Here is a 19,420-nt window from a genome sequence, read left to right on the forward strand (position 1 = left end):
AAGCGCGCTGACACACCCTTAGGGCGGCTTTACCTCCGCCGCCCGCCACCCTCCGTCCGTACGTCCAAGGAGTTGCCGCCGCCGTGAGCCGCAGCCTTCGACGCGGCGTCCTCGCCGCCGCCGCCATCGTTCTTTCGATCGGATCGCTCGCCGCCTGCGGTGCGGGCAACGACGCACAGACGCTCCAGATCAAGCCGGACAACGCGGCGGTCACCAAGGGCCCCATCCAGGTCCAGAACGCCCTGGTGATCACCCAGGCCGGGGAGAAGGCCAAGGGTCCCGCCGTGGTCTCGGCGACGATCTTCAACAACGGCACCAAGGAGCAGACCCTCGACGGGATCACCCTCCCGGGTGGTACCGGCACGGTCGCGGTCAAGCCCGCCACCGGCTCCGGCAAGCTCACCATCCCGGGTGGCGGCTCCATCGTCATCGGTGGCAAGGGCAATGCCAGCGCGGTCATCGAGGGCGGCAGCGAGGCGATGAAGAACGGCGACGCGCAGGCGGTCGTCTTCAAGCTGAGCGAGACCGGAGACGTCGCGCTGCGGGCCTTCGTCATCCCGGCCGAGGGCTACTTCGAGAGCTACGGCCCGTCCGAGGCTCCGGCCGCCGCCGGCTCCAAGCCGTCGGTGTCCCCGTCCGGCTCGGCCACCGCCACCCCGTCGGGCGCCGCGACCGGCAACGCGGGCAGCAAGCCGTCCGGCGCCCCGTCCGGCGCCCCCTCGGGTGCCGCGTCCGGCGCGGCCGGCTCGGCCACCGGGTCCGCCACGACCCCCTCGGGCTCCCCGTCGCACAGCGCCGGCCACTGAACAGCCGACAGGGCCCCCGTCCGCAGCGCGGACGGGGGCCCTGTCGTATACAGCCTGCCGTCGTACGGCCGGGCGCGGCCTACGGCTCGAACTTGTAGCCCAGGCCGCGGACCGTCACCAGGAACCGGGGCGCGCCAGGGTCCGGCTCGAGCCCCATCCCGCGTGCGCCCCTCGCACCGCTCGGCCCAAGGGGGCCTCACCGGCTTCGGAACGCTGTGCCGGCCTCCGACCGGCCGCGGGGGCCTTCCGGCCTACGGCTCGAACTTGTAGCCCAGGCCGCGGACCGTCACCAGGAACCGGGGCGCGCCAGGGTCCGGCTCGATCTTGGCTCGCAGCCGCTTCACGTGGACGTCGAGGGTCTTGGTGTCACCGACGTAGTCGGCGCCCCAGACCCGGTCGATCAGCTGCATCCGGGTGAGCACCCGGCCCGCGTTGCGCAGCAGCATCTCCAGCAGGTCGAACTCCTTCAGCGGCAGGTCGACCTTGGCGCCGGCGACCGTGACCACGTGCCGGTCCACGTCCATCCGCACCGGGCCGGCCTCCAGCGCGGCCGGGGTGACCTCCTCCGGCTCGCCGCGGCGGCGCAGCACCGCGCGGATGCGGGCGACCAGCTCCCGCGAGGAGAAGGGCTTGGTCACGTAGTCGTCGGCTCCTATTTCCAGCCCGACGACCTTGTCGATCTCGCTGTCCTTGGCGGTCACCATGATCACGGGAACGTTGGACCGGCCGCGGAGCTGCCGGCAGACCTCCGTGCCGGGCAGGCCGGGCAGCATCAGGTCGAGCAGTACGAGGTCGGCGCCGTTGCGCTCGAACTCATCCAGCCCGTCGGGCCCGGTCGCGGCGATGGCGACCTCGAAGCCCTCCTTGCGGAGCATGTAGGACAGGGCGTCGCTGAAGGATTCCTCATCCTCTACGACGAGCACTCGGGTCACGGAAGGACCTCCGGGGCAGGGGTGGTGGCTGGTTCTCGGTCGGGCACGGGCGTCCGGCTGGTGGCGGCCTCCGGAAGTCTCAGGGTGAAGGTGGAGCCCTGGCCCTCGGAGCTCCACACGGTGACCTCCCCGCCATGCGAGGCGGCCACGTGTTTGACGATGGCGAGGCCGAGGCCGGTCCCGCCGGTGGCACGGGAGCGGGCCGGGTCGACGCGGTAGAACCGCTCGAAGATCCGCTCGCGGTCCTTCTCCGGAATGCCGATGCCCTGGTCGGTCACGGCGATCTCGATGAAGTCCCCGCCGGGTGCGGCGACCCGGCGGCCGGCTATCCCGACCCGGGTGCGGGCGGGGCTGTAGTTGACGGCGTTCTCCACCAGGTTGCCCAGGGCCGCCGCCAGCTGGCCCCGGTTGCCCCAGACCCGCAGCTCGGCGGTGCCGCCGGAGGCCATGGTGATCTGCTTGCTGGAGGCCGTGTGACGGCAGCGGTCGATGGCCTCGGCGACCAGGATGTCCACCCGGACGGGTTCGGCGTCCTCCAGCGGGTCGTCGTTCTGAACCCGGGAGAGGTCGATGAGCTCCTGTACGAGGTTGGTCAGCCGGGTGGCCTCGATCTGCATGCGGCCGGCGAAGCGGGTGACCGCCTCGGGGTCGTCGGAGGCGTCCATGACCGCTTCCGAGAGCAGGGAGAGCGCGCCCGTGGGCGTCTTCAGCTCATGGGACACGTTCGCCACGAAGTCGCGCCGGACCGCCTCGATCCGCCGGGCCTCGGTCAGGTCCTCGACGAGCAGCAGGACCAGCCGGGAGCCGAGCGGGGCGACCCGCGCCGAGACCGCGAGGGCCTCGCCGCGGCCGGTGCCGCGCCGCGGCAGGTCCAGCTCGACCTGTCGTATCTCCCCGTCCCGGCGGGTGTCGCGGGCCATGTGCAGCATCGGCTCCACGGCCAGCTTCCCGCCGCGGACCAGCCCGAGGGCGTACGCCGCCGAGCTGGCCTTGACCACCGCGTCCGCCTCGTCGAGGACGACGGCGGAGGAACGGAGCACCGAGAGGACCGTGTCCACACCGGGGGGCAGCACCGCGTTGATGTCCGGGCGCATGGAGCTCCGGGTGGGGCGGGCCTGGTCGCGCTCGCTCCAGCGGAACGCCAGCATCGCGATCACGCCGGTGCACAACCCGGCGATCGCTGCAGCTGCGGCGACCGCCGCGTTCACGTCCATGCATCCAGGTTAAGCAGGCACGACGACAGTTCCACAGCCGTTCGGGTGGCACCTCGAACAGTCGTCGCCCAGAGTTCACCGTGGCGACGGGGTTGATTCATTTGTGATGCCGGAGTCCGACGCGTACGGGGCGCACCGTGAGAGCGTGGGGGCCGGAATCGAACGGATCCCCCCGGCTCCCCGGCAGAACGTTGAGAGAGGGAACACCCATGCGGGACGCGTACCACGAGGAACTGGACTCGATCGGGGAGGGCCTGGTCGAGATGGCCCGGCTGGTCGGTTCCGCGATCGGGCGGGCGACCACCGCCATGCTCGACGCCGATCTGAAGCTGGCCGAGAGCGTCATCGCCGCGGACCAGAAGGTCGACGACCTCCAGCACGACCTGGAGGCGCGGGCCATCGCGCTGCTCGCCCGGCAGCAGCCGGTGGCCACGGACCTCCGGATCGTCGTCACCTCCCTGCGCATGAGCGCCGACCTGGAGCGCTCCGGCGACCTGGCGCAGCACGTGGCCAAGCTGGCCAGGCTGCGCTTCCCGGACACCGCGGTCCCGCGGGACCTGCACGCCACCATCCTGGAGATGGGCCAGCTGGCGCAGCGCCTGATGGCGAAGGCCGCCGAGGTGATCATCACCAAGGACGTGGACCTGGCGCTCCAGCTCGAGACGGACGACGACGAGATGGACCAGCTGCACCGCACGCTGTTCCAGCATCTGATGGACGACCGCTGGAAGCACGGCATCGAGACCGCCGTGGACGTGACCCTGCTGGGCCGGTACTACGAGCGGTTCGCCGACCACGCGGTGTCGGTGGCCAAGCGCGTGGTCTATTTGGTGACCGGCGAGCACGCGGACGAGCTCCAGCCGCCGACGGTGGTCGAGGGCGTCTGATCGGGCGCCCGAGAGGGCTTCCGAGAGCGCATGGGGCCGGGCTTCTGCCCCAATGCGCCGTTGACGCGCTGCCCGCGCCGGGCATGAATGAGGCGAAAGGCAGTACGACCGAGCACGACCCGAGTGCGGCCCGAGCCGTACGAACGACGTACGCCTGCGAGGAGGAACCATGCCCGATTCCCCCGTCCCCATCACCCCGGAGCAGGAGCAGCCTCAGCCGAGCGAGGTGCTGCGGCTCCCTCTGCTGGCCGCCTGCGGCTGTGGCTCCGGCTGCGGCTGCGGCTGCCAGTCCGGCGCCCCGTGCCAGTGCGGCGGCTGAGCACCACCGTTCCCGTCGAAGGGCCCCGTCCACTCCCGGCCGGGGCCCTTCGCTTGCCCCGGCGGCCCTTCGGTACGTCTCCAGCTCAGTACGTCTCCACTCAGTACGTCTCCACGGCCGGGGCCGGCGACCAGTGCGGCGGCAGTTCCTGGCCCTCGCCGCGGAAGCAGCGGGCCGGGAACCGGCGGTGCCACCAGGCACCGCTGCGCTCGCCCGGGCCGGCGTCGGAGCCGGCCATGGGGCGGGTCGCGGCGCAGAACCGTTCGTCCCACCGGTCGAGCTCGGGCTGCCGGGCCCGCCGCACCCGCTCGGTCAGCAGCGGCCAGGCCGCGCGGAGCCAGTCCCGGCAGGCGAGCTCGTCCCGGTACTCCCAGGCGAAGGCCAGGTCGAAGCCCGCCTCGATGTCGACGACCACCAGCCGCCAGCGGGCCAGCGCCTCGTTCAGACTCCCGAAGCCGGCGCCGGCCGCTTGGGCGGCGGCGTGCACGGAGGCGTAGTCCTCGGCCCCCAGCTCCTCGCTCATGGAGACGTCAGTCATCGAGGTCGAGCACGCCGACCGTCTGACCGCCGCTGGTCTCACCGGTGAGGCGGAAGCCCAGCTTCAGATAGAACTGCTCCGGCCCGTCCTCCCCCGGCTCCCAGGTGGTGAACAAACGGTTCCCCCCGCGCCGCCGGATCTCCGCGGCCACCGCCTCGACCGCGTACCGCCCGTATCCGCGGCCTTGCGCATCGGCGCCGATGTTCAACCGCCACAGCCCGCTGCGGCGGTCCTCGGGGTCCTTCTCCGGATCCCACTGGATGTCGAGGAAGGCCATCAGGAAGCCGACCAGGGTCTCCCCGTCGAATACCAGGCGCGGCCAGGCGGTCTCGCCCCACGCGTACGCCTCGGCGAGCGAGTGCGCGACCGGCTCGACGTTCTTCTCCTGCTCGGGCCGTATCCGGAGCTCGATCCCCGCTTCGACATTGGCGGGGGTGATCTTCTCAAGGCGCAACGTCATCCGCGCACCGTAACAACGCACGGCCCCGCTGCCCACGGAGTTTCCCGGTCAGGGCGCGACCGGGCAGGCGCGCCGGGGCCCGGCGGCACGGGCCCGACGCCACGGGCCCGGCGCCACGGGGCCTGGCACCACGGGACCCGGCCGCCGGAGGGCTAGGGTCGGCGGGTGAGCCAGACCGAGGAGCGCTCCGAGCGCGCAGGGCCCTTCACCACCCGGCTGACCTGGCGCCTCGCGGACGGCGGCACCGCGGTCTGGGAATCGCGCCCGGCCCGCAAACGCGGCCTGCTGACCGTACGGGCCGAGGGAGAGCCGGAATCGCGGGCCCGGACGGCGGACCGGGTGTCCGTCGGCCGGCTGCGCAGGCTGAATGCCATCGCCGCCGGCGCGTTCACCGTCGGCGGGGCCCTGTTCGCCGTCGGGGCCGGGGCCGCCCAGTTCGGCTCGGCCGGCCGGACGAGCGCGTGGATCTACTTCGCCGGCGGCCTGTTCTTCAACACCGGCGGCTACGCCTCACTGCTCCAGGCGGTGAACGCTCCGGACCGGGACGCCGGTTCCGGTCCGCCGGCCGCCCGGCGCTGGAGGTGGTGGAGCTACGAGCCCGGCCGGATCGACTGGCTCAGCACCTTCGTCCTGTTCGTGGGCACCCTCGTGTTCGGCATCAACCTCCTGGGCTCCCTGCTCCAAGGGCTCTCGGTACAGCAGGAGAACAGGCTGGTCTGGGCGCCCGACATGGTCGGCTGCATCCTGTTCCTGATCTCGGGGCACCTCGCGCTGCTGGAGGTCTGCCACGGCCGGCCGGGCGTCCGCCCCCGGGACCTCGGCTGGTGGATCGTCGCCGTCAACCAGCTCGGATCCGTGCTCTTCATGCTGTCGGCGCTGGCCGCCTTCACGCGCCCGGCGACCGGCAGCCCGGTCAATGTCGACGTGGCCAACTGGGGCACTCTGGGCGGAGCGTTGTGCTTCTCTGCCGGAGGCGTACTCCAGTTCTTCGAACGCCCGTCGGCTGGAAATGATCAAATGGAGACGCCATGACATGACGGACGGTTCGGGGGGACACCGATGGCAATGGCCAGGGATGCCGAAGCGGGAGACGTAACGGCCGGACGCCGGCGGCGCATCCGCCGCTCGGCGATCGCGGGGTCCTGCACCATGGGCGGAGTATTCGCCGCAAAGATCTCGATAGCGGGGTTCGGCGCCGAGTTCGCCTGGTGGCTCGTCGTACCGCTCGCCGTCCTCTTCGGCGCCGGCGGGGCCTGGGCCGGGGCCCGGTCGGGCCGGGAGGACGGCATCCGCGCGGAAGCACTCGAGCCGGGCGAGATCGTGCTGAGCGGCTACGCCGTCCTCCCGGTCACCGAGGCGGGCCGCCTCCACGGGAGTTTCGAGGTCTCCCCCTACCAGCTGCGGGTGACGAACCGCAGGCTCCAGTTCTGGAACCGCGCGGAACTGCTCTGGAGCCACCCGTGGCGGGCCATCGACCTGACGGCCGAGGACACCTGGCTCCTCGTCCACCACCGGGAACAGGTGATCGCGGAACTGCTGGTCCACACCCCGGACGGTTCCCCGACCGAACTCCTCCTCGCCGCAACCCGCCTACGCGCCCGCTCCCCCCACATCTGACCCGCCGACGCCACCCCGAAACGGCGAGAAGCCCCCCACCGGCCGGGGACCGGCGGGTGGGGGGCTTCTCCGTGGACCGTGGGGCAGGGGGTTACTTCTTCTTGCCCTGGTTCTTGACCGCCTCGATGGCTGCCGCCGCGGCCTCCGGGTCGAGGTAGGTGCCGCCCGGGTTCAGGGGCTTGAACTCGGCGTCCAGCTCGTAGGAGAGCGGGATGCCGGTCGGGATGTTGAGGCCCGCGATGTCGGCGTCGGAGATGCCGTCCAGGTGCTTGACCAGGGCGCGGAGGCTGTTGCCGTGTGCGGCGACCAGGACCGTGCGGCCCGCGAGCAGGTCCGGGACGATGCCGTCGTACCAGTACGGCAGCATGCGGAGGACGACGTCCTTCAGGCACTCCGTCTTCGGGCGGAGCTCCGGCGGGATGGAGGCGTAGCGCGGGTCCTCGGACTGCGAGAACTCGGTGCCGTCCTCGAGCGCCGGCGGCGGGGTGTCGTAGGAGCGGCGCCACAGCATGAACTGCTCCTCGCCGAACTCGGCGAGGGTCTGGGCCTTGTCCTTGCCCTGCAGCGCGCCGTAGTGGCGCTCGTTCAGCCGCCAGGAGCGGTGGACCGGGATCCAGTGGCGGTCGGCGGACTCCAGGGCGAGCTGCGCGGTGCGGATCGCACGCTTCTGGAGGGACGTGTGGACCACGTCGGGGAGCAGGCCGGCGTCCTTGAGCAGCTCACCGCCGCGGACCGCCTCCTTCTCGCCCTTCTCGTTGAGGTTGACGTCCACCCAGCCGGTGAACAGGTTCTTCGCGTTCCACTCGCTCTCGCCGTGGCGGAGGAGGATCAGCTTGTACGGTGCGTCGGCCATGCGTACGAGCCTAATGGACGCGGACGCAGGCCGTGCCCGGCGTCCGGTCCCCGGTCGGTCCCCCCGCCGGTGCCCCCGCCGGGTCCCCGCCGATTGACACAGGCCGTCAATTCAGTGGCGTCGGCGGAGCCCCGGTCGTAATGTCCGGCCCAGTGCCGCACCACTTACATCGCCGGGGGGATTCCGTATGTCCGTTGCCACGATGAGACAGGCCGTTCGCGAGAGCGTGTCGGGTCTGCCCCGCGCGTTCTGGTGGCTCTGGGCGAGCACCCTGGTCAACCGGCTCGGGGCCTTCGTCGCCACCTTCATGACCTTGTACCTGACCCAGGACCGGGGCTATTCGGCCTCCTTCGCGGGACTCGTGGTGGCGCTGCACGGGCTGGGCGGGGTCATTTCCTCGCTGGTCGCCGGGGTGATGACGGACCGGCTGGGGCGGCGGCCGACGATGCTGGCGGCGCAGGCCTCGACCGCCTTCTCGGTGGCGCTGCTCGGCTTCATGGAGCACCCGGCGGCGATCGCGGCGGTGGCGCTGCTGGTGGGCATGACCTCGAACGCCTCCCGGCCGGCGGTGCAGGCGATGATGGCCGACATCGTCCGTCCGGAGGACCGGGTCCGGGCCTTCGCCCTGAACTACTGGGCGATCAACCTCGGCTTCGGGGTCAGTGCGGTGGCGGCCGGGTTCGTGGCGGAGTACAACTACCTCGCCGGTTTCCTGGGCGAGGCGGCGCTGACGCTGGTCTGCGCGATCCTGGTGTTCATCAAGCTGCCGGAGTCGCGGCCGGAGCGGGACCTGTCGGCGGGCGCGGTCGCCGAGCCGGAGGTGCGGCTGGGGACGGTGCTGCGGGACGGCCGTTACATGGGTGTGGTCGGGCTGTCCTTCCTGGTCTCGCTGATCTTCACGCAGGGGTCGGTGGGGCTGCCGGTGGCCATGGGCGAGGCCGGCTTCACGCCGGGCGACTACGGGCTGGTCGTCATGGTCAACGGCCTGCTGATCGTGGTCCTGCAGATCCCGGTGACCCGTTTCATCGAGCACCGCGACCCGCAGAAGCTGCTGGTGGCCTCGGCGCTGCTGGCCGGGTACGGGTTCGCGATGACGGCCTTCGCCGGGTCGATCGCCGTGTACGCGCTGACGGTCTGCATCTGGACGCTGGCGGAGATCGTGAACTCGCCGACCCAGATGGGCCTGGTGGTCCGGCTCTCGCCGGTGCACGGGCGCGGGCGCTACCAGGGGGTGTACACGATGTCCTGGTCGGTGGCCTCGCTGGTCGCGCCGCTGATGGCGGGGTTCGTGATCGACCGGCACGGGGCGGACTGGCTGTGGGCGGCGACCGGGGTCCTGGGGACGGTCGCCGCGGTGGGGTACTGGGTCCTGATGCGCGGCCTGCCCCGCGAAACCCCCGCGGCCAAGGCGGCACCCGCCCCGGCAGCCCCGGTGGCCCCGGCGGTCGGCCCCACGTCGGCCCCGGCCGGCGGTGCGTAAGTACGGCCCTACGGCGCCTTCGGCCGGGTGAGGTGGCGGAAGGCGTCCAGGTTGTACGTCGGCTCGCCGCGCGAGACCCGCCAGTCGTACTCCCGCCGGATCGCGCTCGCGAAACCGAGCTCCAGCAGGGTGTTGAAGGAGCCGTCGGCCGCCTCCAGCACCGTGCCCAGGATCCGGTCCAGCTCCTCCGGGGTGACCACCGACAGCGGGAGCCGGCCGGCCAGGTAGATGTCGCCCAGCGCGTCCACCGCGTAGGAGAGGCCGCCGTAGAGCTTGAGGTTGCGCTCCAGCAGCCAGCGGTGCACGCCCGCCTCGTTCTCGTCCGGGTGACGGATGACGAAGGCGTTGACGGACAGCGAGTGGCGCCCGACCCGCAGGGAGCAGGTGGTCGACAGCTTGCGGGTGCCGGGCAGTTTGACGACGTACGAGCCGGGTTCGGGGGACTCCCACTCCAGCTCGGCTCCGGTCAGCGTGTGCTCGATGATCGCCGCGTGATCAGCCATGGTGGGAGCGTACGCGACGGCGATGATCATGTATGGCCGCGGTGTACACGTCGGCCGTGCCGCTCGCCGCGGTGTCCCAGCCGAAGAACTGCGCGTGCCGGGCGGCCTCCCGGCCCATCCGCTCGGTCAGGGCGGGGTGGTCGACGAAGCGCTGGAGCCGGTTCGCCCAGTCCGCCGGATCGTGGCCGGGTACGAGGATGCCCGTCACCCCGTCGTTGACGGCGACCGGGAGTCCGCCGACCTCCGCGGCCAGCACCGGGGTGCCGGCGGCCTGCGCCTCGATCGCGACCAGCCCGAAGGACTCGTTGTACGAGGGCATGACCAGCACCGATGCGGCCCGGAACCAGTCGACGAGCCGGTCCTGGCCGACCGGCGGGTGGAAGTGCACCAGGTCCGCGATGCCCAGCTTGGCGGCCAGCTTCTGCAGGCCCTCCGGCTTCGCCAGTCCGCTGCCGCTCGGCCCGCCGACCACCGGGACGAAGAGCCGGCCGCGCAGCGAGGGGTCGCGGTCGACCATGACGGCGACGGCGCGCAGCAGGATGTCCGGGGCCTTCAGCGGCTGGATGCGGCCGGCGAAGAGGGGGATCAGGGCGTCCTGCGGGAGCCCGAGGCGGGCCCGGGCCGCGGCCCGGCCGTCGCCGACGGTGAACCGTTCCAGGTTCACCCCGGGGTGGACGACGGCCACCTTGGCGGGGTCGGCTTCGTAGTGGCGGACCAGCTCGTCGGCCTCCTCGGCGGTGTTCGCGATGAGGCGGTCGGCGGCGTTCACGATCTGGGTCTCGCCGATCACGCGGGCGGCCGGCTCCGGGGTGTCGCCCTCCGCCAGCGCCGCGTTCTTGACCTTGGCCATGGTGTGCATGGCGTGCACCAGCGGGACGCCCCACCGCTCGGCGGCGAGCCAGCCCACGTGGCCGGAGAGCCAGTAGTGGGAGTGGACGAGGTCGTAGTAGCCGGGGCGGTGCCCGGCCCAGGCCTGCATCACCCCGTGGGTGAAGGCGCAGAGCTGGGCGGGCAGCTCCTCCTTGGCGAGGCCCTCGTACGGGCCGGCGTCGACGTGCCGGACCAGGACGCCCGGGGACAGCTCCACGACCGGCGGCAGCCCGCCCTCGGTGGCCCGGGTGAAGATCTCCACCTCGATGTTGATGGCGGCGAGCCGCTTGGCCAGCTCCACGATGTACACGTTCATGCCGCCGGCGTCCCCGGTGCCCGGCTGGTGCAGCGGGGAGGTGTGCACGCTGAGCATGGCGACCCGGCGCGGCTTGCGGTGCTGGCCGAACTCGGGCAGGCGCAGCCGGGGCGGGTCGTGGCGGGTGAGGCGGCCGGTGGTACGCCTGCCTCCGAGCCGGGATACGTACTGGCTCAAGGGAGCAGTCCTCTCGGTCGGTGGCGCTGACGTCGGTGGCGCTGACGGTCGCTGTCGGGGCGGGGCCGGGCATGGCTGGACGGGAGCGCGGGGCGCTCCTCAAGGGGTGCAACCGGTTCGGACCCGTCCGGCATTCCGTGCCGGCGGATTTGCTTGGGCGTTTGCCGGATTTTTATTCGCTCCGGGCGTTCCGCTCAAGGGCTGTCCTACCTTTCAGGCGTGGGTCTGCTCCGGTCACTCGTAGGATCGGAGGGCCCGGGGGCTCCGGGTATGGCTGTAAAGGCTGAGCCGCTGGATGGCTTACGGGACTTGGCCGCCCGGAGCCCCGCGACGACTCGACCGCTGATTGGGAGACGCGACTCGATCGCTGCTGTAGGACAACGTCGGCGAGGTCGTCTGCGGGATCAGTTGGAGACGACTGCCGGAGGGGAACTTGCCTGAGATTTGGGCCGGTGTGGACATCGGCAAGACTCATCACCACGCCGTGGTGATCAACGCAGCGGGCGGCCGGCTGCTGTCTCGCCGGATCCAGAACGACGAATCTGAGCTGCTGGCGCTGATAGGCGATGTGCTGGCGATATCCGAAGACGTGTTGTGGGCCGTCGACCTCAACCATGGCGGCGCTGCCCTTCTGATCGGCTTGCTTACCGCCCATGATCAGCCGGTCGCCTATTTGACCGGCCTGGCAGTCCACCGGGCCTCCGCCACCTACCGGGGTGAGGCGAAGACCGACGCAAAGGACGCCTTTGTCATCGCCGACCAGGCCCGCATCCGCCGGGACCTGGGCCTGCTCAGACCCGGAGACGAGATCGCCGTCGATCTGCGCACCCTGACTACCCGGCGCTTGGACGTAGTCTTCGACCGCACCCGGCAGATCAACCGTCTCCGGGCCCAGCTGCTGGAGCTCTTCCCTGCTTTGGAGCGGTCGCTGGACTTGACCAACAAGGGTCCGGTGACGCTTCTGACGGGCTACCAGACTCCGGCTGCCATCCGCCGCGCCGGCGCGAAGCGGATCGAGACCTGGCTGAAGAACCGCAAGGTCAAAGGCGCCGCCTCACTCGCGCAAACCGTCGTAGAAGCCGCCCAGGCCCAAAGCACCGCCCTGCCCGGCGAGAAGCTGGCCGCGGCCATGGTGGTCCGCCTCGCGAAGGGGGTGATGGCTCTCGACGAGGAGATCGCGGAGCTAGACGCACTCATCGAGGCTAGGTTTCACGAGCATCCGCACGCCGAGGTGATCCGCAGTCTCCCTGGCATGGGGCCCAGGCTCGGCGCCGAGTTCATCGCTGCAACGGGCGGTGACATGGACGCCTTCGGGAATGCCGACCGCCTGGCCGGCTTCGCCGGCCTGGCCCCTCAGCCCCGAGACTCCGGCCGCGTCAGCGGCAACCTGCGCAGACCTCGCCGCTACCATCGCGGCCTGCTTCGGACCATGTACTTGTCGGCGATGGCCAGCCTCAAGTCCTGCCCGGCCTCGAAGGCGTACTACCGGCGGAAACGAAGCGAAGGGAAAGGCCACAAGCAAGCTCTCCTCTCCCTCGCACGCCGACGTATCAACGTCTTGTGGGCAATGATTCGTGACAGAGAGTGCTACAGGCCTTCACTTCCGGTAGTGGGAACGGCTTGACATCAGCATTGGGAAGTCCCGTCATCCCCGGTGGATCGGCGCACGGCGTCGGATGCGGTGCATCGCAAGGCGGAGGAGCGTCCTCATACTGGGCGTATTCGGGCGCTCCGACAACGCAGCGAGGTGCCGTAGCCGGCGTCGTGCGCCCGCCGGGGATGACGGGACTTCCCAATGCTGATGTCAAGCCGTTCCCACTACCGGAAGTGAAGGCCTGTAGCACTCTCTGTCACGAATCATTGCCCACAAGACGTTGATACGTCGGCGTGCGAGGGAGAGGAGAGCTTGCTTGTGGCCTTTCCCTTCGCTTCGTTTCCGCCGGTAGTACGCCTTCGAGGCCGGGCAGGACTTGAGGCTGGCCATCGCCGACAAGTACATGGTCCGAAGCAGGCCGCGATGGTAGCGGCGAGGTCTGCGCAGGTTGCCGCTGACGCGGCCGGAGTCTCGGGGCTGAGGGGCCAGGCCGGCGAAGCCGGCCAGGCGGTCGGCATTCCCGAAGGCGTCCATGTCACCGCCCGTTGCAGCGATGAACTCGGCGCCGAGCCTGGGCCCCATGCCAGGGAGACTGCGGATCACCTCGGCGTGCGGATGCTCGTGAAACCTAGCCTCGATGAGTGCGTCTAGCTCCGCGATCTCCTCGTCGAGAGCCATCACCCCCTTCGCGAGGCGGACCACCATGGCCGCGGCCAGCTTCTCGCCGGGCAGGGCGGTGCTTTGGGCCTGGGCGGCTTCTACGACGGTTTGCGCGAGTGAGGCGGCGCCTTTGACCTTGCGGTTCTTCAGCCAGGTCTCGATCCGCTTCGCGCCGGCGCGGCGGATGGCAGCCGGAGTCTGGTAGCCCGTCAGAAGCGTCACCGGACCCTTGTTGGTCAAGTCCAGCGACCGCTCCAAAGCAGGGAAGAGCTCCAGCAGCTGGGCCCGGAGACGGTTGATCTGCCGGGTGCGGTCGAAGACTACGTCCAAGCGCCGGGTAGTCAGGGTGCGCAGATCGACGGCGATCTCGTCTCCGGGTCTGAGCAGGCCCAGGTCCCGGCGGATGCGGGCCTGGTCGGCGATGACAAAGGCGTCCTTTGCGTCGGTCTTCGCCTCACCCCGGTAGGTGGCGGAGGCCCGGTGGACTGCCAGGCCGGTCAAATAGGCGACCGGCTGATCATGGGCGGTAAGCAAGCCGATCAGAAGGGCAGCGCCGCCATGGTTGAGGTCGACGGCCCACAACACGTCTTCGGATATCGCCAGCACATCGCCTATCAGCGCCAGCAGCTCAGATTCGTCGTTCTGGATCCGGCGAGACAGCAGCCGGCCGCCCGCTGCGTTGATCACCACGGCGTGGTGATGAGTCTTGCCGATGTCCACACCGGCCCAAATCTCAGGCAAGTTCCCCTCCGGCAGTCGTCTCCAACTGATCCCGCAGACGACCTCGCCGACGTTGTCCTACAGCAGCGATCGAGTCGCGTCTCCCAATCAGCGGTCGAGTCGTCGCGGGGCTCCGGGCGGCCAAGTCCCGTAAGCCATCCAGCGGCTCAGCCTTTACAGCCATACCCGGAGCCCCCGGGCCCTCCGATCCTACGAGTGACCGGAGCAGACCCACGCCTGAAAGGTAGGACAGCCCTTACGCTCGGCACATGAGTTCCCGCCCCTCCTCGCCGAGCCGTGCCGCCCGTCCGGTCGGCACGGTGACCCGCGGGACGACCAATCCGAACCGGCTGCGCCGGATGGACCGCTGGATCGCGGCGGTGCACGGGCCGGCCCTGCGCCGGGCGGAGGCGCCGGTCGCCGTGGACCTGGGGTACGGGGCGGCGCCCTGGACGGCGGTGGAGCTGCTGGCGCGGCTGCGGACGGCGGCCCCGCGGGTCCGGGTGGTGGGCATCGAGATCGAGCCGGCCCGGGTGGCGGGGGCGAAGCCGTACGAGCAGGAGGGTCTCAGCTTCCGGCACGGCGGGTTCGAGGTGCCTCTGGCGGGCGGGGAGCGGCCGGCGCTGATCCGGGCGGCGAACGTGCTGCGGCAGTACGACGAGGAGCAGGTCGCCGAGGTGTGGGCGCGGTTGTGTGCACGGCTGGCGCCGGGCGGGCTGCTGGTGGAGGGGACCTGTGACGAGATCGGGCGGCGTCATGTGTGGGTGGCGCTGGGGCCGGAGGGGCCGCGTACGGTGACGTTCGCGACCCGGCTGGGGTCCCTGGACCGTCCCTCGGACCTGGCCGAGCGGCTGCCGAAGGCGCTGATCCACCGCAATGTGCCGGGGGAGCCGGTGTACGCGTTCCTGCGGGACTTCGACCGGGCCTGGGCGGCGGCTGCGCCCTACGCCTCGTACGGGGCCCGGCAGCGGTGGATCCGTACGGCCCGGGCGCTGTCCGGCGACTGGCCGCTGGCGGACGGGCCGGGGCGGTGGCGGCAGGGCGAACTGACGGTCCGCTGGGACGCGTTGCGTCCGGTGGGGTGAACCCCGGCGCCCGGGGAACCGGCTGCGGGCGGGGACCGTTGTGCCGTGGTGGGAGGGGTGGGGTCCGGGAGCATGATCGGCCGGCTGTCCACAAGGCTGTCGGAATTCACCGAGTCGTGGCACCATCCCGAAGGCAGTGGAAAGTTACTGATGAATAGTCAGATCTGACCGACGGGCAGATCTGCCGGGGTGTCTGGGGGGACCGTGAACCGACGGCGTCGTGGCGGAGTCGCGCTCACACTGCTGTGTGCGATGGCCATACTCTCCGCCCCCGGCCTGGCCGGCACCGCATTCGCCGCCCCGGAGCCCGCTCCCGGCGCCAAGTCCCTGGAGCAGGTGCGCAAGGAGATCGAGGAGCTGTACCGGCAGGCCGGCACGGCCACGGACGCGTACAACCAGGCCGAGACCGAGACCAGGCGGCAGTCCGACCAGATCGTGTCGCTGGCCAAGCAGATCGCCGCCGGGCAGGACCGGATCACCGTCCTCAAGAACCGCGCGGGCGCCGCCGCCCGCGCCCAGTACCGCTCCGGCGGCCTGCCGCCGGGCGCCCAGCTGGCCATGAGCCGCGACCCGGGACAGTTCCTCGACGGGGCCGACCGGTTGCGCCAGGGCGAGAAGGCGACCGCCGGGGTGCTCTCCGAACTGAACAAGACCCAGGCCGACTTGCAGCAGTACGCCAAGGACGCCACCGCCCACTGGCAGACCCTGGAGGCCAACCGGGTCAAGCAGGAGGCGGCGAAGAAGCAGATCGAGGACAAGATCAAGGCCGCCGAGGAGCTGGAGAGCAAGCTGGAGGCCGAGGAGAAGGCCCGGCTGCTGCAGCTGGAGCAGGAGGCCCAGTACCAGGCGCAGAAGGCCTGGCTGAACACGGGCGCGCTGAAGGACGTCAAGGGCGCGGCGACGGAGGCCGGGGCGCAGGCGGTCCGGTTCGCCACCGCGCAGATCGGCAAGCCGTATGTCTGGGGCGCCGAGGGGCCGGACTCCTTCGACTGCTCGGGTCTCACCTCCAAGGCGTGGCTGGCGGCCGGCCGGAACATCCCGCGCACCTCGCAGGAGCAGCTGCGGCTGCTCCCGAAGATCGCCCTCAAGGACATGCGCCCGGGCGATCTGATCATCTACTTCGACGATGCGAGCCATGTCGGGATGTATGTGGGCGACGGCGCGATGGTGCACGCCCCCCGCCCCGGCCGGAACGTCACGATCGCGGGCGCGGGCTCGATGCCGATCAAGGCGGTGGTGCGGCCGGACGCCCGGTAGGCGTCCACCGCGTCCGTTCCATCCGGGGCGTCCGTTCCGTCCGGTGCATCCGGTGCATCCGGTGCATCCGGATTGCCGGGTCCGCCCCGACCTTCCGAACCTTCCGAAGCGTCCGGATCGTGGGCCGAACCGTTCCGTCCACCGAGATGGACCCCCGCCCGGGCGTGATGTACGTCATCCCGTCACCCGGGCCTTCGCCCCTGATGAGGGCATATGCCGGAGGCCCGCTCCCACCGGGGCATTCCGTCGGCCCGGGATGGCCCGCTAGGGTCGGCACGCAGCGCGCGACCTCGGGGGGAGGGAAGGAACCGAGACGATGACCGTACCCGTACCGCGGCAGAGGGACATCCCCGCCGCGGAGAGCGGTCAGCCCGGCGCACCTCCGCAGCCGCTGACGCTGCTGGTGATCCAGGACGACCCCGGCGGCGGCCTCTCGGTTCCCGAGATCCTCGACGCCGACGGCCAGCGGATCCGCATCCGCACCGCCCGCAACCTCACCGAGGCCGCCCGGCTGCTCACCCAGGACGTGCACTGCATCCTGCTCGACCTGAGCCTGCCCGGCAGCGCCGCCCGCGCGGTCGGCACGGCCGGCGGCCCCGCGGGCCCGGTCGCCGCCGCCCGTACCGTCACGGCGGTGGAGCCCGGCACGGACGAGCTCGCCACCCTCCGGCAGGTGCTCCGGATCGCCCCGCGGCACGCCGTCCTCGTCCTGACCGCCGAGGCGGACGCGGACCGGGCCGCCGAGGCGGTCCGGGTCGGCGCCCAGGACTTCCTCTTCCGGGACGAGCTGGACGGCCGGCTGCTCAGCCGCGCCATCCGGTACGCGGTGGAACGCAAACGGGCCGACATCGCCCAGTACAAGCTCGCCGAATCCCGGCTCCGGGCCCAGGAGAACGCCCGGCTCGAACGCGGCCTGCTCCCCACCCCGCTGCTCGAAGGCGCCGACCTCCGGTTCGCCGCCCGCTACCGGCCCGGCCGCAGCCGCGCCCTGCTGGGCGGGGACTTCTACGACGCCGTCCGCACCCCCGACGGCACGGTGCACGCGATGATCGGCGACGTCTGCGGGCACGGCCCGGACGAGGCCGCCCTCGGCGTGGAGCTGCGCATCGCCTGGCGCGCGCTGACCCTCGCGGGCCTGTGCGGGGACGACCTGCTGGCCACCCTCCAGGAAGTGATCGAGGTCGAGCGCCCCTGCGAGGAGATCTTCGCGACGCTCTGCACGGTGGACATCTCCCCCGACGGCCGCCGCGCCGGGCTGTGCCTGGCCGGCCACCCCGCCCCGCTGATAACCCGGCCGGGCAGACCGGCGACGCTGCTGCCGTACGAGGACAGCGGCCCGGCACTCGGACTGCTGCCGCGCGCCCGCTGGCCCCGCCGCCAGGTGGAGCTGGGCGGCACCTGGAGCCTGATGCTCTACACCGACGGCCTGATCGAGGGCCGTATCGGGGACGGGCGGGAACGGCTCGGGCAGGACGGAATGGTCGAGATGATCAACCGGCACCTGGAGCGCGGCCTGCGCGGCGAGGGGCTGCTGGAGGCAGCCGTCACCGAAGCCCGCCGCCTGAACGGCGGCGAGCTCACCGACGACGTCGCCGTCGTCCTCCTGGACCGCGCGGGGTAGCGGGCCCGCCGCGGGGCTAGCGGTTGCCGTTGTAGGGCCCGTACGGCCCGTCGCTGCTGCTGCCGCGGCGCCCGCCGCCGGACACCCGCTTCAGCGCGGGCTTCACGTCGACCATGAACACGATCGAGGCGATGAGCCCGGCGATCTGCAGGAACAGCATTCCCAGGAACAGGTCGACCACCACCGTGATCCCGAGGATCACCAGCCAGAACGTCTTGGTCTGCTTGTCGGCGGCCCGGTAGGCGTCCTCGCGCGCCAACAGCGCGAAGACGAAGGCGACGACGGCCAGCACCAGCATGGCGAGCCCGAGCAGCGCCACGACGGAATCGAACCCCTGAATCAACATGCCCTCTACCGCCTCACGACGCGCTTGGCCTCTGTTCCGTCCACGCTACAGACAGAACGGACCGGACACCGTGAAGGTGCCCGGTCCATCCTGTGGTCACTCCGTCACACCGTCACACCGTCACTCAACAGGAGTGGCCTTCTTCGCCGCGGTCCTGCGGGTGGCGGTCCGCTTGGCGGCCGGCTTCTCCGCATCGGCCGAGGCCTCCGCCGGCTCCGGCTCGGAAGCCGGCTCGGGCTCGACCACCGCGGCCACGTCGATGATGTCCTCGGCCACCTCGCCGCGCCACTGCCGGACGGCCTGCTCGCCGTGCTCGGCAACCCGGTCGTAGGTCTCCTTGGCACGCACCGCGTACTCGGCGGCCACCCCGACCCCGCGCAGCGCGAGGTCCTGGGCGGTCTCCCCGATCTTCTTGGGGTCGATGCTCTTCGGGTCGATCGACCCGAGCGCCCCGACCACCCCGACGACCTTGGCGGCAACCGCCTCCAGGTCCTCCTTGGCCCGCTCCTGCACGGCCTTGGGGTCGGTGTTGCGCACCGCCTCGATGCGCGCCGGAGCCTCGGCCCGCAGCTGGTCGATCAGCCCCGGCACCTTCTTGGCCTGCTGCACGGCGTAATCGGCCGTGCCGGCGGCGAAGTAGAGCGGGGTCGGGTCGGTCAGGGTCTTCTTCAGGTCATCGGCGATGGCCATCTTGCCGGTCCTCCCGGATCGCATTTCACTTCGTGGACGGCACCTCGTCAGCGGGGGGCTCGCCCTCGCTGAGCGCGTTCTCCTTGCGGAACGATTCGTAGATCTGCAGCAGCACCTGCTTCTGCCGCTCGTTGATGGACGGGTCGCCCAGAATGACGGCCCGTGTCTCGACCTCGTCCCGGTCCCGCTCGTCGAGGATCCCGGCCTGCACGTACAGGGTCTCCGCGGAGATCCGCAGTGCCTTGGCCAGCTGCTGCAGGATGTCCGCGCTCGGCTTGCGCAGCCCGCGCTCGATCTGACTGAGATACGGATTCGACACCCCTGCCGCATCGGCCAGCTGCCGCAACGAGAGCTGCGCCTGGCGGCGCTGCTCGCGCAGGTACTCGCCGAGATTCCCGACATTGAGGGATGCCATGTCCCGATCCTCCCGCACCCTGCTAACTTTTGCAAGCAGTCGCTTGCAACATCTCCCACC

At 71.1% G+C, this 19,420-nt stretch carries 21 protein-coding genes; 10 read left to right on the top strand and 11 right to left on the bottom strand.

Annotated elements, in window-relative coordinates; translation table 11 throughout:
• The first annotated feature begins 83 nt into the window (after positions 1-83).
• Positions 84-806, top strand: coding sequence for a DUF461 domain-containing protein (locus DEJ50_RS15000; protein WP_150208519.1), 723 nt, complete (start codon positions 84-86; stop codon positions 804-806).
• Between the two features lie 251 nt (positions 807-1,057).
• Here the strand turns inward: DEJ50_RS15000 and DEJ50_RS15010 are convergent, their stop codons facing one another.
• Positions 1,058-1,738 carry a response regulator transcription factor gene (locus tag DEJ50_RS15010; RefSeq protein ID WP_150208520.1) on the bottom strand — a complete coding sequence of 227 codons (681 nt, stop codon included), beginning with the start codon at positions 1,736-1,738 and terminating at the stop codon, positions 1,058-1,060.
• A complete protein-coding gene (locus DEJ50_RS15015) occupies positions 1,735-2,952 on the bottom strand; it encodes a sensor histidine kinase (RefSeq protein WP_150208521.1) in 1,218 nt (405 codons plus the stop codon). The genes DEJ50_RS15010 and DEJ50_RS15015 overlap by 4 nt, the downstream gene beginning before the upstream one ends.
• A 209-nt stretch (positions 2,953-3,161) precedes the next feature.
• Here DEJ50_RS15015 and phoU point away from each other — a divergent pair, with 209 nt between their 5' ends.
• Together phoU and DEJ50_RS33940 are read left to right on the top strand one after the other, a co-directional pair.
• Positions 3,162-3,839, top strand: coding sequence for a phosphate signaling complex protein PhoU (gene phoU / locus DEJ50_RS15020; protein WP_150208522.1), 678 nt, complete (start codon positions 3,162-3,164; stop codon positions 3,837-3,839).
• A 169-nt stretch (positions 3,840-4,008) separates the two neighbouring features.
• The gene (locus tag DEJ50_RS33940; protein WP_190344503.1) at positions 4,009-4,158 is read left to right on the top strand and encodes a hypothetical protein; all 150 of its coding nucleotides are present in this window, start codon (positions 4,009-4,011) and stop codon (positions 4,156-4,158) included.
• A gap of 100 nt (positions 4,159-4,258) precedes the next feature.
• Here the strand turns inward: DEJ50_RS33940 and DEJ50_RS15025 are convergent, their stop codons facing one another.
• Both DEJ50_RS15025 and DEJ50_RS15030 read right to left on the bottom strand, forming a co-directional pair.
• Positions 4,259-4,696: a hypothetical protein gene (locus tag DEJ50_RS15025; RefSeq protein WP_150208523.1), complete on the bottom strand. Its 438-nt coding sequence runs from the start codon at positions 4,694-4,696 to the stop codon at positions 4,259-4,261.
• Entirely contained in the window at positions 4,689-5,156 is a 468-nt protein-coding gene (locus DEJ50_RS15030; protein ID WP_150208524.1) for a GNAT family N-acetyltransferase, read from the bottom strand. The genes DEJ50_RS15025 and DEJ50_RS15030 overlap by 8 nt, the downstream gene beginning before the upstream one ends.
• Positions 5,157-5,321: 165 nt before the next feature.
• On the opposite strand from DEJ50_RS15030, the gene DEJ50_RS15035 reads away from it, so the two are divergent.
• Positions 5,322-6,188, top strand: a complete 867-nt coding sequence (locus DEJ50_RS15035) for a hypothetical protein (protein ID WP_150208525.1) — start codon at positions 5,322-5,324, stop codon at positions 6,186-6,188.
• 117 nt (positions 6,189-6,305) lie between these two features.
• Positions 6,306-6,773, top strand: a complete 468-nt coding sequence (locus tag DEJ50_RS15040) for a hypothetical protein (protein ID WP_150208526.1) — start codon at positions 6,306-6,308, stop codon at positions 6,771-6,773.
• A 91-nt stretch (positions 6,774-6,864) separates the two neighbouring features.
• Here DEJ50_RS15040 and DEJ50_RS15045 read toward each other — a convergent pair whose 3' ends face one another.
• Positions 6,865-7,626, bottom strand: coding sequence for a phosphoglyceromutase (locus DEJ50_RS15045; RefSeq protein ID WP_150208527.1), 762 nt, complete (start codon positions 7,624-7,626; stop codon positions 6,865-6,867).
• 187 nt (positions 7,627-7,813) lie between these two features.
• Here DEJ50_RS15045 and DEJ50_RS15050 point away from each other — a divergent pair, with 187 nt between their 5' ends.
• Entirely contained in the window at positions 7,814-9,106 is a 1,293-nt protein-coding gene (locus tag DEJ50_RS15050; RefSeq protein ID WP_150208528.1) for an MDR family MFS transporter, read from the top strand.
• A gap of 8 nt (positions 9,107-9,114) precedes the next feature.
• On the opposite strand, the gene DEJ50_RS15055 is transcribed toward DEJ50_RS15050, so the two are convergent.
• On the bottom strand, positions 9,115-9,609 hold the full coding sequence (locus DEJ50_RS15055; RefSeq protein WP_150208529.1) for a YbjN domain-containing protein: 495 nt from the start codon (positions 9,607-9,609) through the stop codon (positions 9,115-9,117).
• Positions 9,602-10,972 (bottom strand): D-inositol-3-phosphate glycosyltransferase, encoded by a 1,371-nt coding sequence (mshA, locus tag DEJ50_RS15060; RefSeq protein WP_411757608.1) that lies wholly within the window; start codon positions 10,970-10,972, stop codon positions 9,602-9,604. The genes DEJ50_RS15055 and mshA overlap by 8 nt, the downstream gene beginning before the upstream one ends.
• A gap of 433 nt (positions 10,973-11,405) precedes the next feature.
• Between mshA and DEJ50_RS15070 the strand changes: the two genes are divergently transcribed.
• Entirely contained in the window at positions 11,406-12,596 is a 1,191-nt protein-coding gene (locus DEJ50_RS15070) for an IS110 family transposase (RefSeq protein WP_150208530.1), read from the top strand.
• A 180-nt stretch (positions 12,597-12,776) separates the two neighbouring features.
• Here DEJ50_RS15070 and DEJ50_RS15075 read toward each other — a convergent pair whose 3' ends face one another.
• Positions 12,777-13,967 carry an IS110 family transposase gene (locus DEJ50_RS15075; protein ID WP_150208530.1) on the bottom strand — a complete coding sequence of 397 codons (1,191 nt, stop codon included), beginning with the start codon at positions 13,965-13,967 and terminating at the stop codon, positions 12,777-12,779.
• A 248-nt stretch (positions 13,968-14,215) separates the two neighbouring features.
• On the opposite strand from DEJ50_RS15075, the gene DEJ50_RS15085 reads away from it, so the two are divergent.
• The 3 genes from DEJ50_RS15085 to DEJ50_RS15100 all read left to right on the top strand — a co-directional run bounded on the left by DEJ50_RS15085 (position 14,216) and on the right by DEJ50_RS15100 (position 17,909).
• The gene (locus DEJ50_RS15085; protein ID WP_150208531.1) at positions 14,216-15,031 is read left to right on the top strand and encodes a class I SAM-dependent methyltransferase; all 816 of its coding nucleotides are present in this window, start codon (positions 14,216-14,218) and stop codon (positions 15,029-15,031) included.
• 252 nt (positions 15,032-15,283) lie between these two features.
• Positions 15,284-16,288 carry a C40 family peptidase gene (locus tag DEJ50_RS15090; RefSeq protein WP_150208532.1) on the top strand — a complete coding sequence of 335 codons (1,005 nt, stop codon included), beginning with the start codon at positions 15,284-15,286 and terminating at the stop codon, positions 16,286-16,288.
• A 316-nt stretch (positions 16,289-16,604) separates the two neighbouring features.
• Positions 16,605-17,909 carry a PP2C family protein-serine/threonine phosphatase gene (locus tag DEJ50_RS15100; protein WP_150208533.1) on the top strand — a complete coding sequence of 435 codons (1,305 nt, stop codon included), beginning with the start codon at positions 16,605-16,607 and terminating at the stop codon, positions 17,907-17,909.
• Positions 17,910-17,925: 16 nt separating this feature from the next.
• On the opposite strand, the gene DEJ50_RS15105 is transcribed toward DEJ50_RS15100, so the two are convergent.
• The 3 genes from DEJ50_RS15105 to DEJ50_RS15115 form a co-directional block, all read right to left on the bottom strand.
• On the bottom strand, positions 17,926-18,255 hold the full coding sequence (locus DEJ50_RS15105; protein ID WP_150208534.1) for a DUF2516 family protein: 330 nt from the start codon (positions 18,253-18,255) through the stop codon (positions 17,926-17,928).
• Positions 18,256-18,375: 120 nt separating this feature from the next.
• Positions 18,376-18,945, bottom strand: a complete 570-nt coding sequence (locus DEJ50_RS15110; RefSeq protein WP_150208535.1) for a hypothetical protein — start codon at positions 18,943-18,945, stop codon at positions 18,376-18,378.
• Between the two features lie 25 nt (positions 18,946-18,970).
• Positions 18,971-19,360, bottom strand: a complete 390-nt coding sequence (locus tag DEJ50_RS15115; RefSeq protein ID WP_150208536.1) for a helix-turn-helix domain-containing protein — start codon at positions 19,358-19,360, stop codon at positions 18,971-18,973.
• Between the last annotated feature and the right edge of the window lie 60 nt (positions 19,361-19,420).

This window comes from Streptomyces venezuelae (genome assembly GCF_008642295.1).
Taxonomy (GTDB): Bacteria; Actinomycetota; Actinomycetes; order Streptomycetales; family Streptomycetaceae; genus Streptomyces; species Streptomyces venezuelae_C.

Coding starts and splice junctions, on each gene's coding strand:
- DEJ50_RS15015 (WP_150208521.1), bottom strand. CDS start 2,952: ATGGACGTGAACGCGGCGGTCGCCGCAGCTGCAGCGATCGCCGGGTTG.
- phoU (WP_150208522.1), top strand. CDS start 3,162: ATGCGGGACGCGTACCACGAGGAACTGGACTCGATCGGGGAGGGCCTG.
- DEJ50_RS33940 (WP_190344503.1), top strand. CDS start 4,009: ATGCCCGATTCCCCCGTCCCCATCACCCCGGAGCAGGAGCAGCCTCAG.
- DEJ50_RS15025 (WP_150208523.1), bottom strand. CDS start 4,696: ATGACTGACGTCTCCATGAGCGAGGAGCTGGGGGCCGAGGACTACGCC.
- DEJ50_RS15030 (WP_150208524.1), bottom strand. CDS start 5,156: ATGACGTTGCGCCTTGAGAAGATCACCCCCGCCAATGTCGAAGCGGGG.
- DEJ50_RS15040 (WP_150208526.1), top strand. CDS start 6,306: ATGGGCGGAGTATTCGCCGCAAAGATCTCGATAGCGGGGTTCGGCGCC.
- DEJ50_RS15045 (WP_150208527.1), bottom strand. CDS start 7,626: ATGGCCGACGCACCGTACAAGCTGATCCTCCTCCGCCACGGCGAGAGC.
- DEJ50_RS15050 (WP_150208528.1), top strand. CDS start 7,814: ATGTCCGTTGCCACGATGAGACAGGCCGTTCGCGAGAGCGTGTCGGGT.
- DEJ50_RS15055 (WP_150208529.1), bottom strand. CDS start 9,609: ATGGCTGATCACGCGGCGATCATCGAGCACACGCTGACCGGAGCCGAG.
- DEJ50_RS15085 (WP_150208531.1), top strand. CDS start 14,216: ATGAGTTCCCGCCCCTCCTCGCCGAGCCGTGCCGCCCGTCCGGTCGGC.
- DEJ50_RS15090 (WP_150208532.1), top strand. CDS start 15,284: ATGGCCATACTCTCCGCCCCCGGCCTGGCCGGCACCGCATTCGCCGCC.
- DEJ50_RS15100 (WP_150208533.1), top strand. CDS start 16,605: ATGACCGTACCCGTACCGCGGCAGAGGGACATCCCCGCCGCGGAGAGC.
- DEJ50_RS15105 (WP_150208534.1), bottom strand. CDS start 18,255: ATGTTGATTCAGGGGTTCGATTCCGTCGTGGCGCTGCTCGGGCTCGCC.
- DEJ50_RS15110 (WP_150208535.1), bottom strand. CDS start 18,945: ATGGCCATCGCCGATGACCTGAAGAAGACCCTGACCGACCCGACCCCG.
- DEJ50_RS15115 (WP_150208536.1), bottom strand. CDS start 19,360: ATGGCATCCCTCAATGTCGGGAATCTCGGCGAGTACCTGCGCGAGCAG.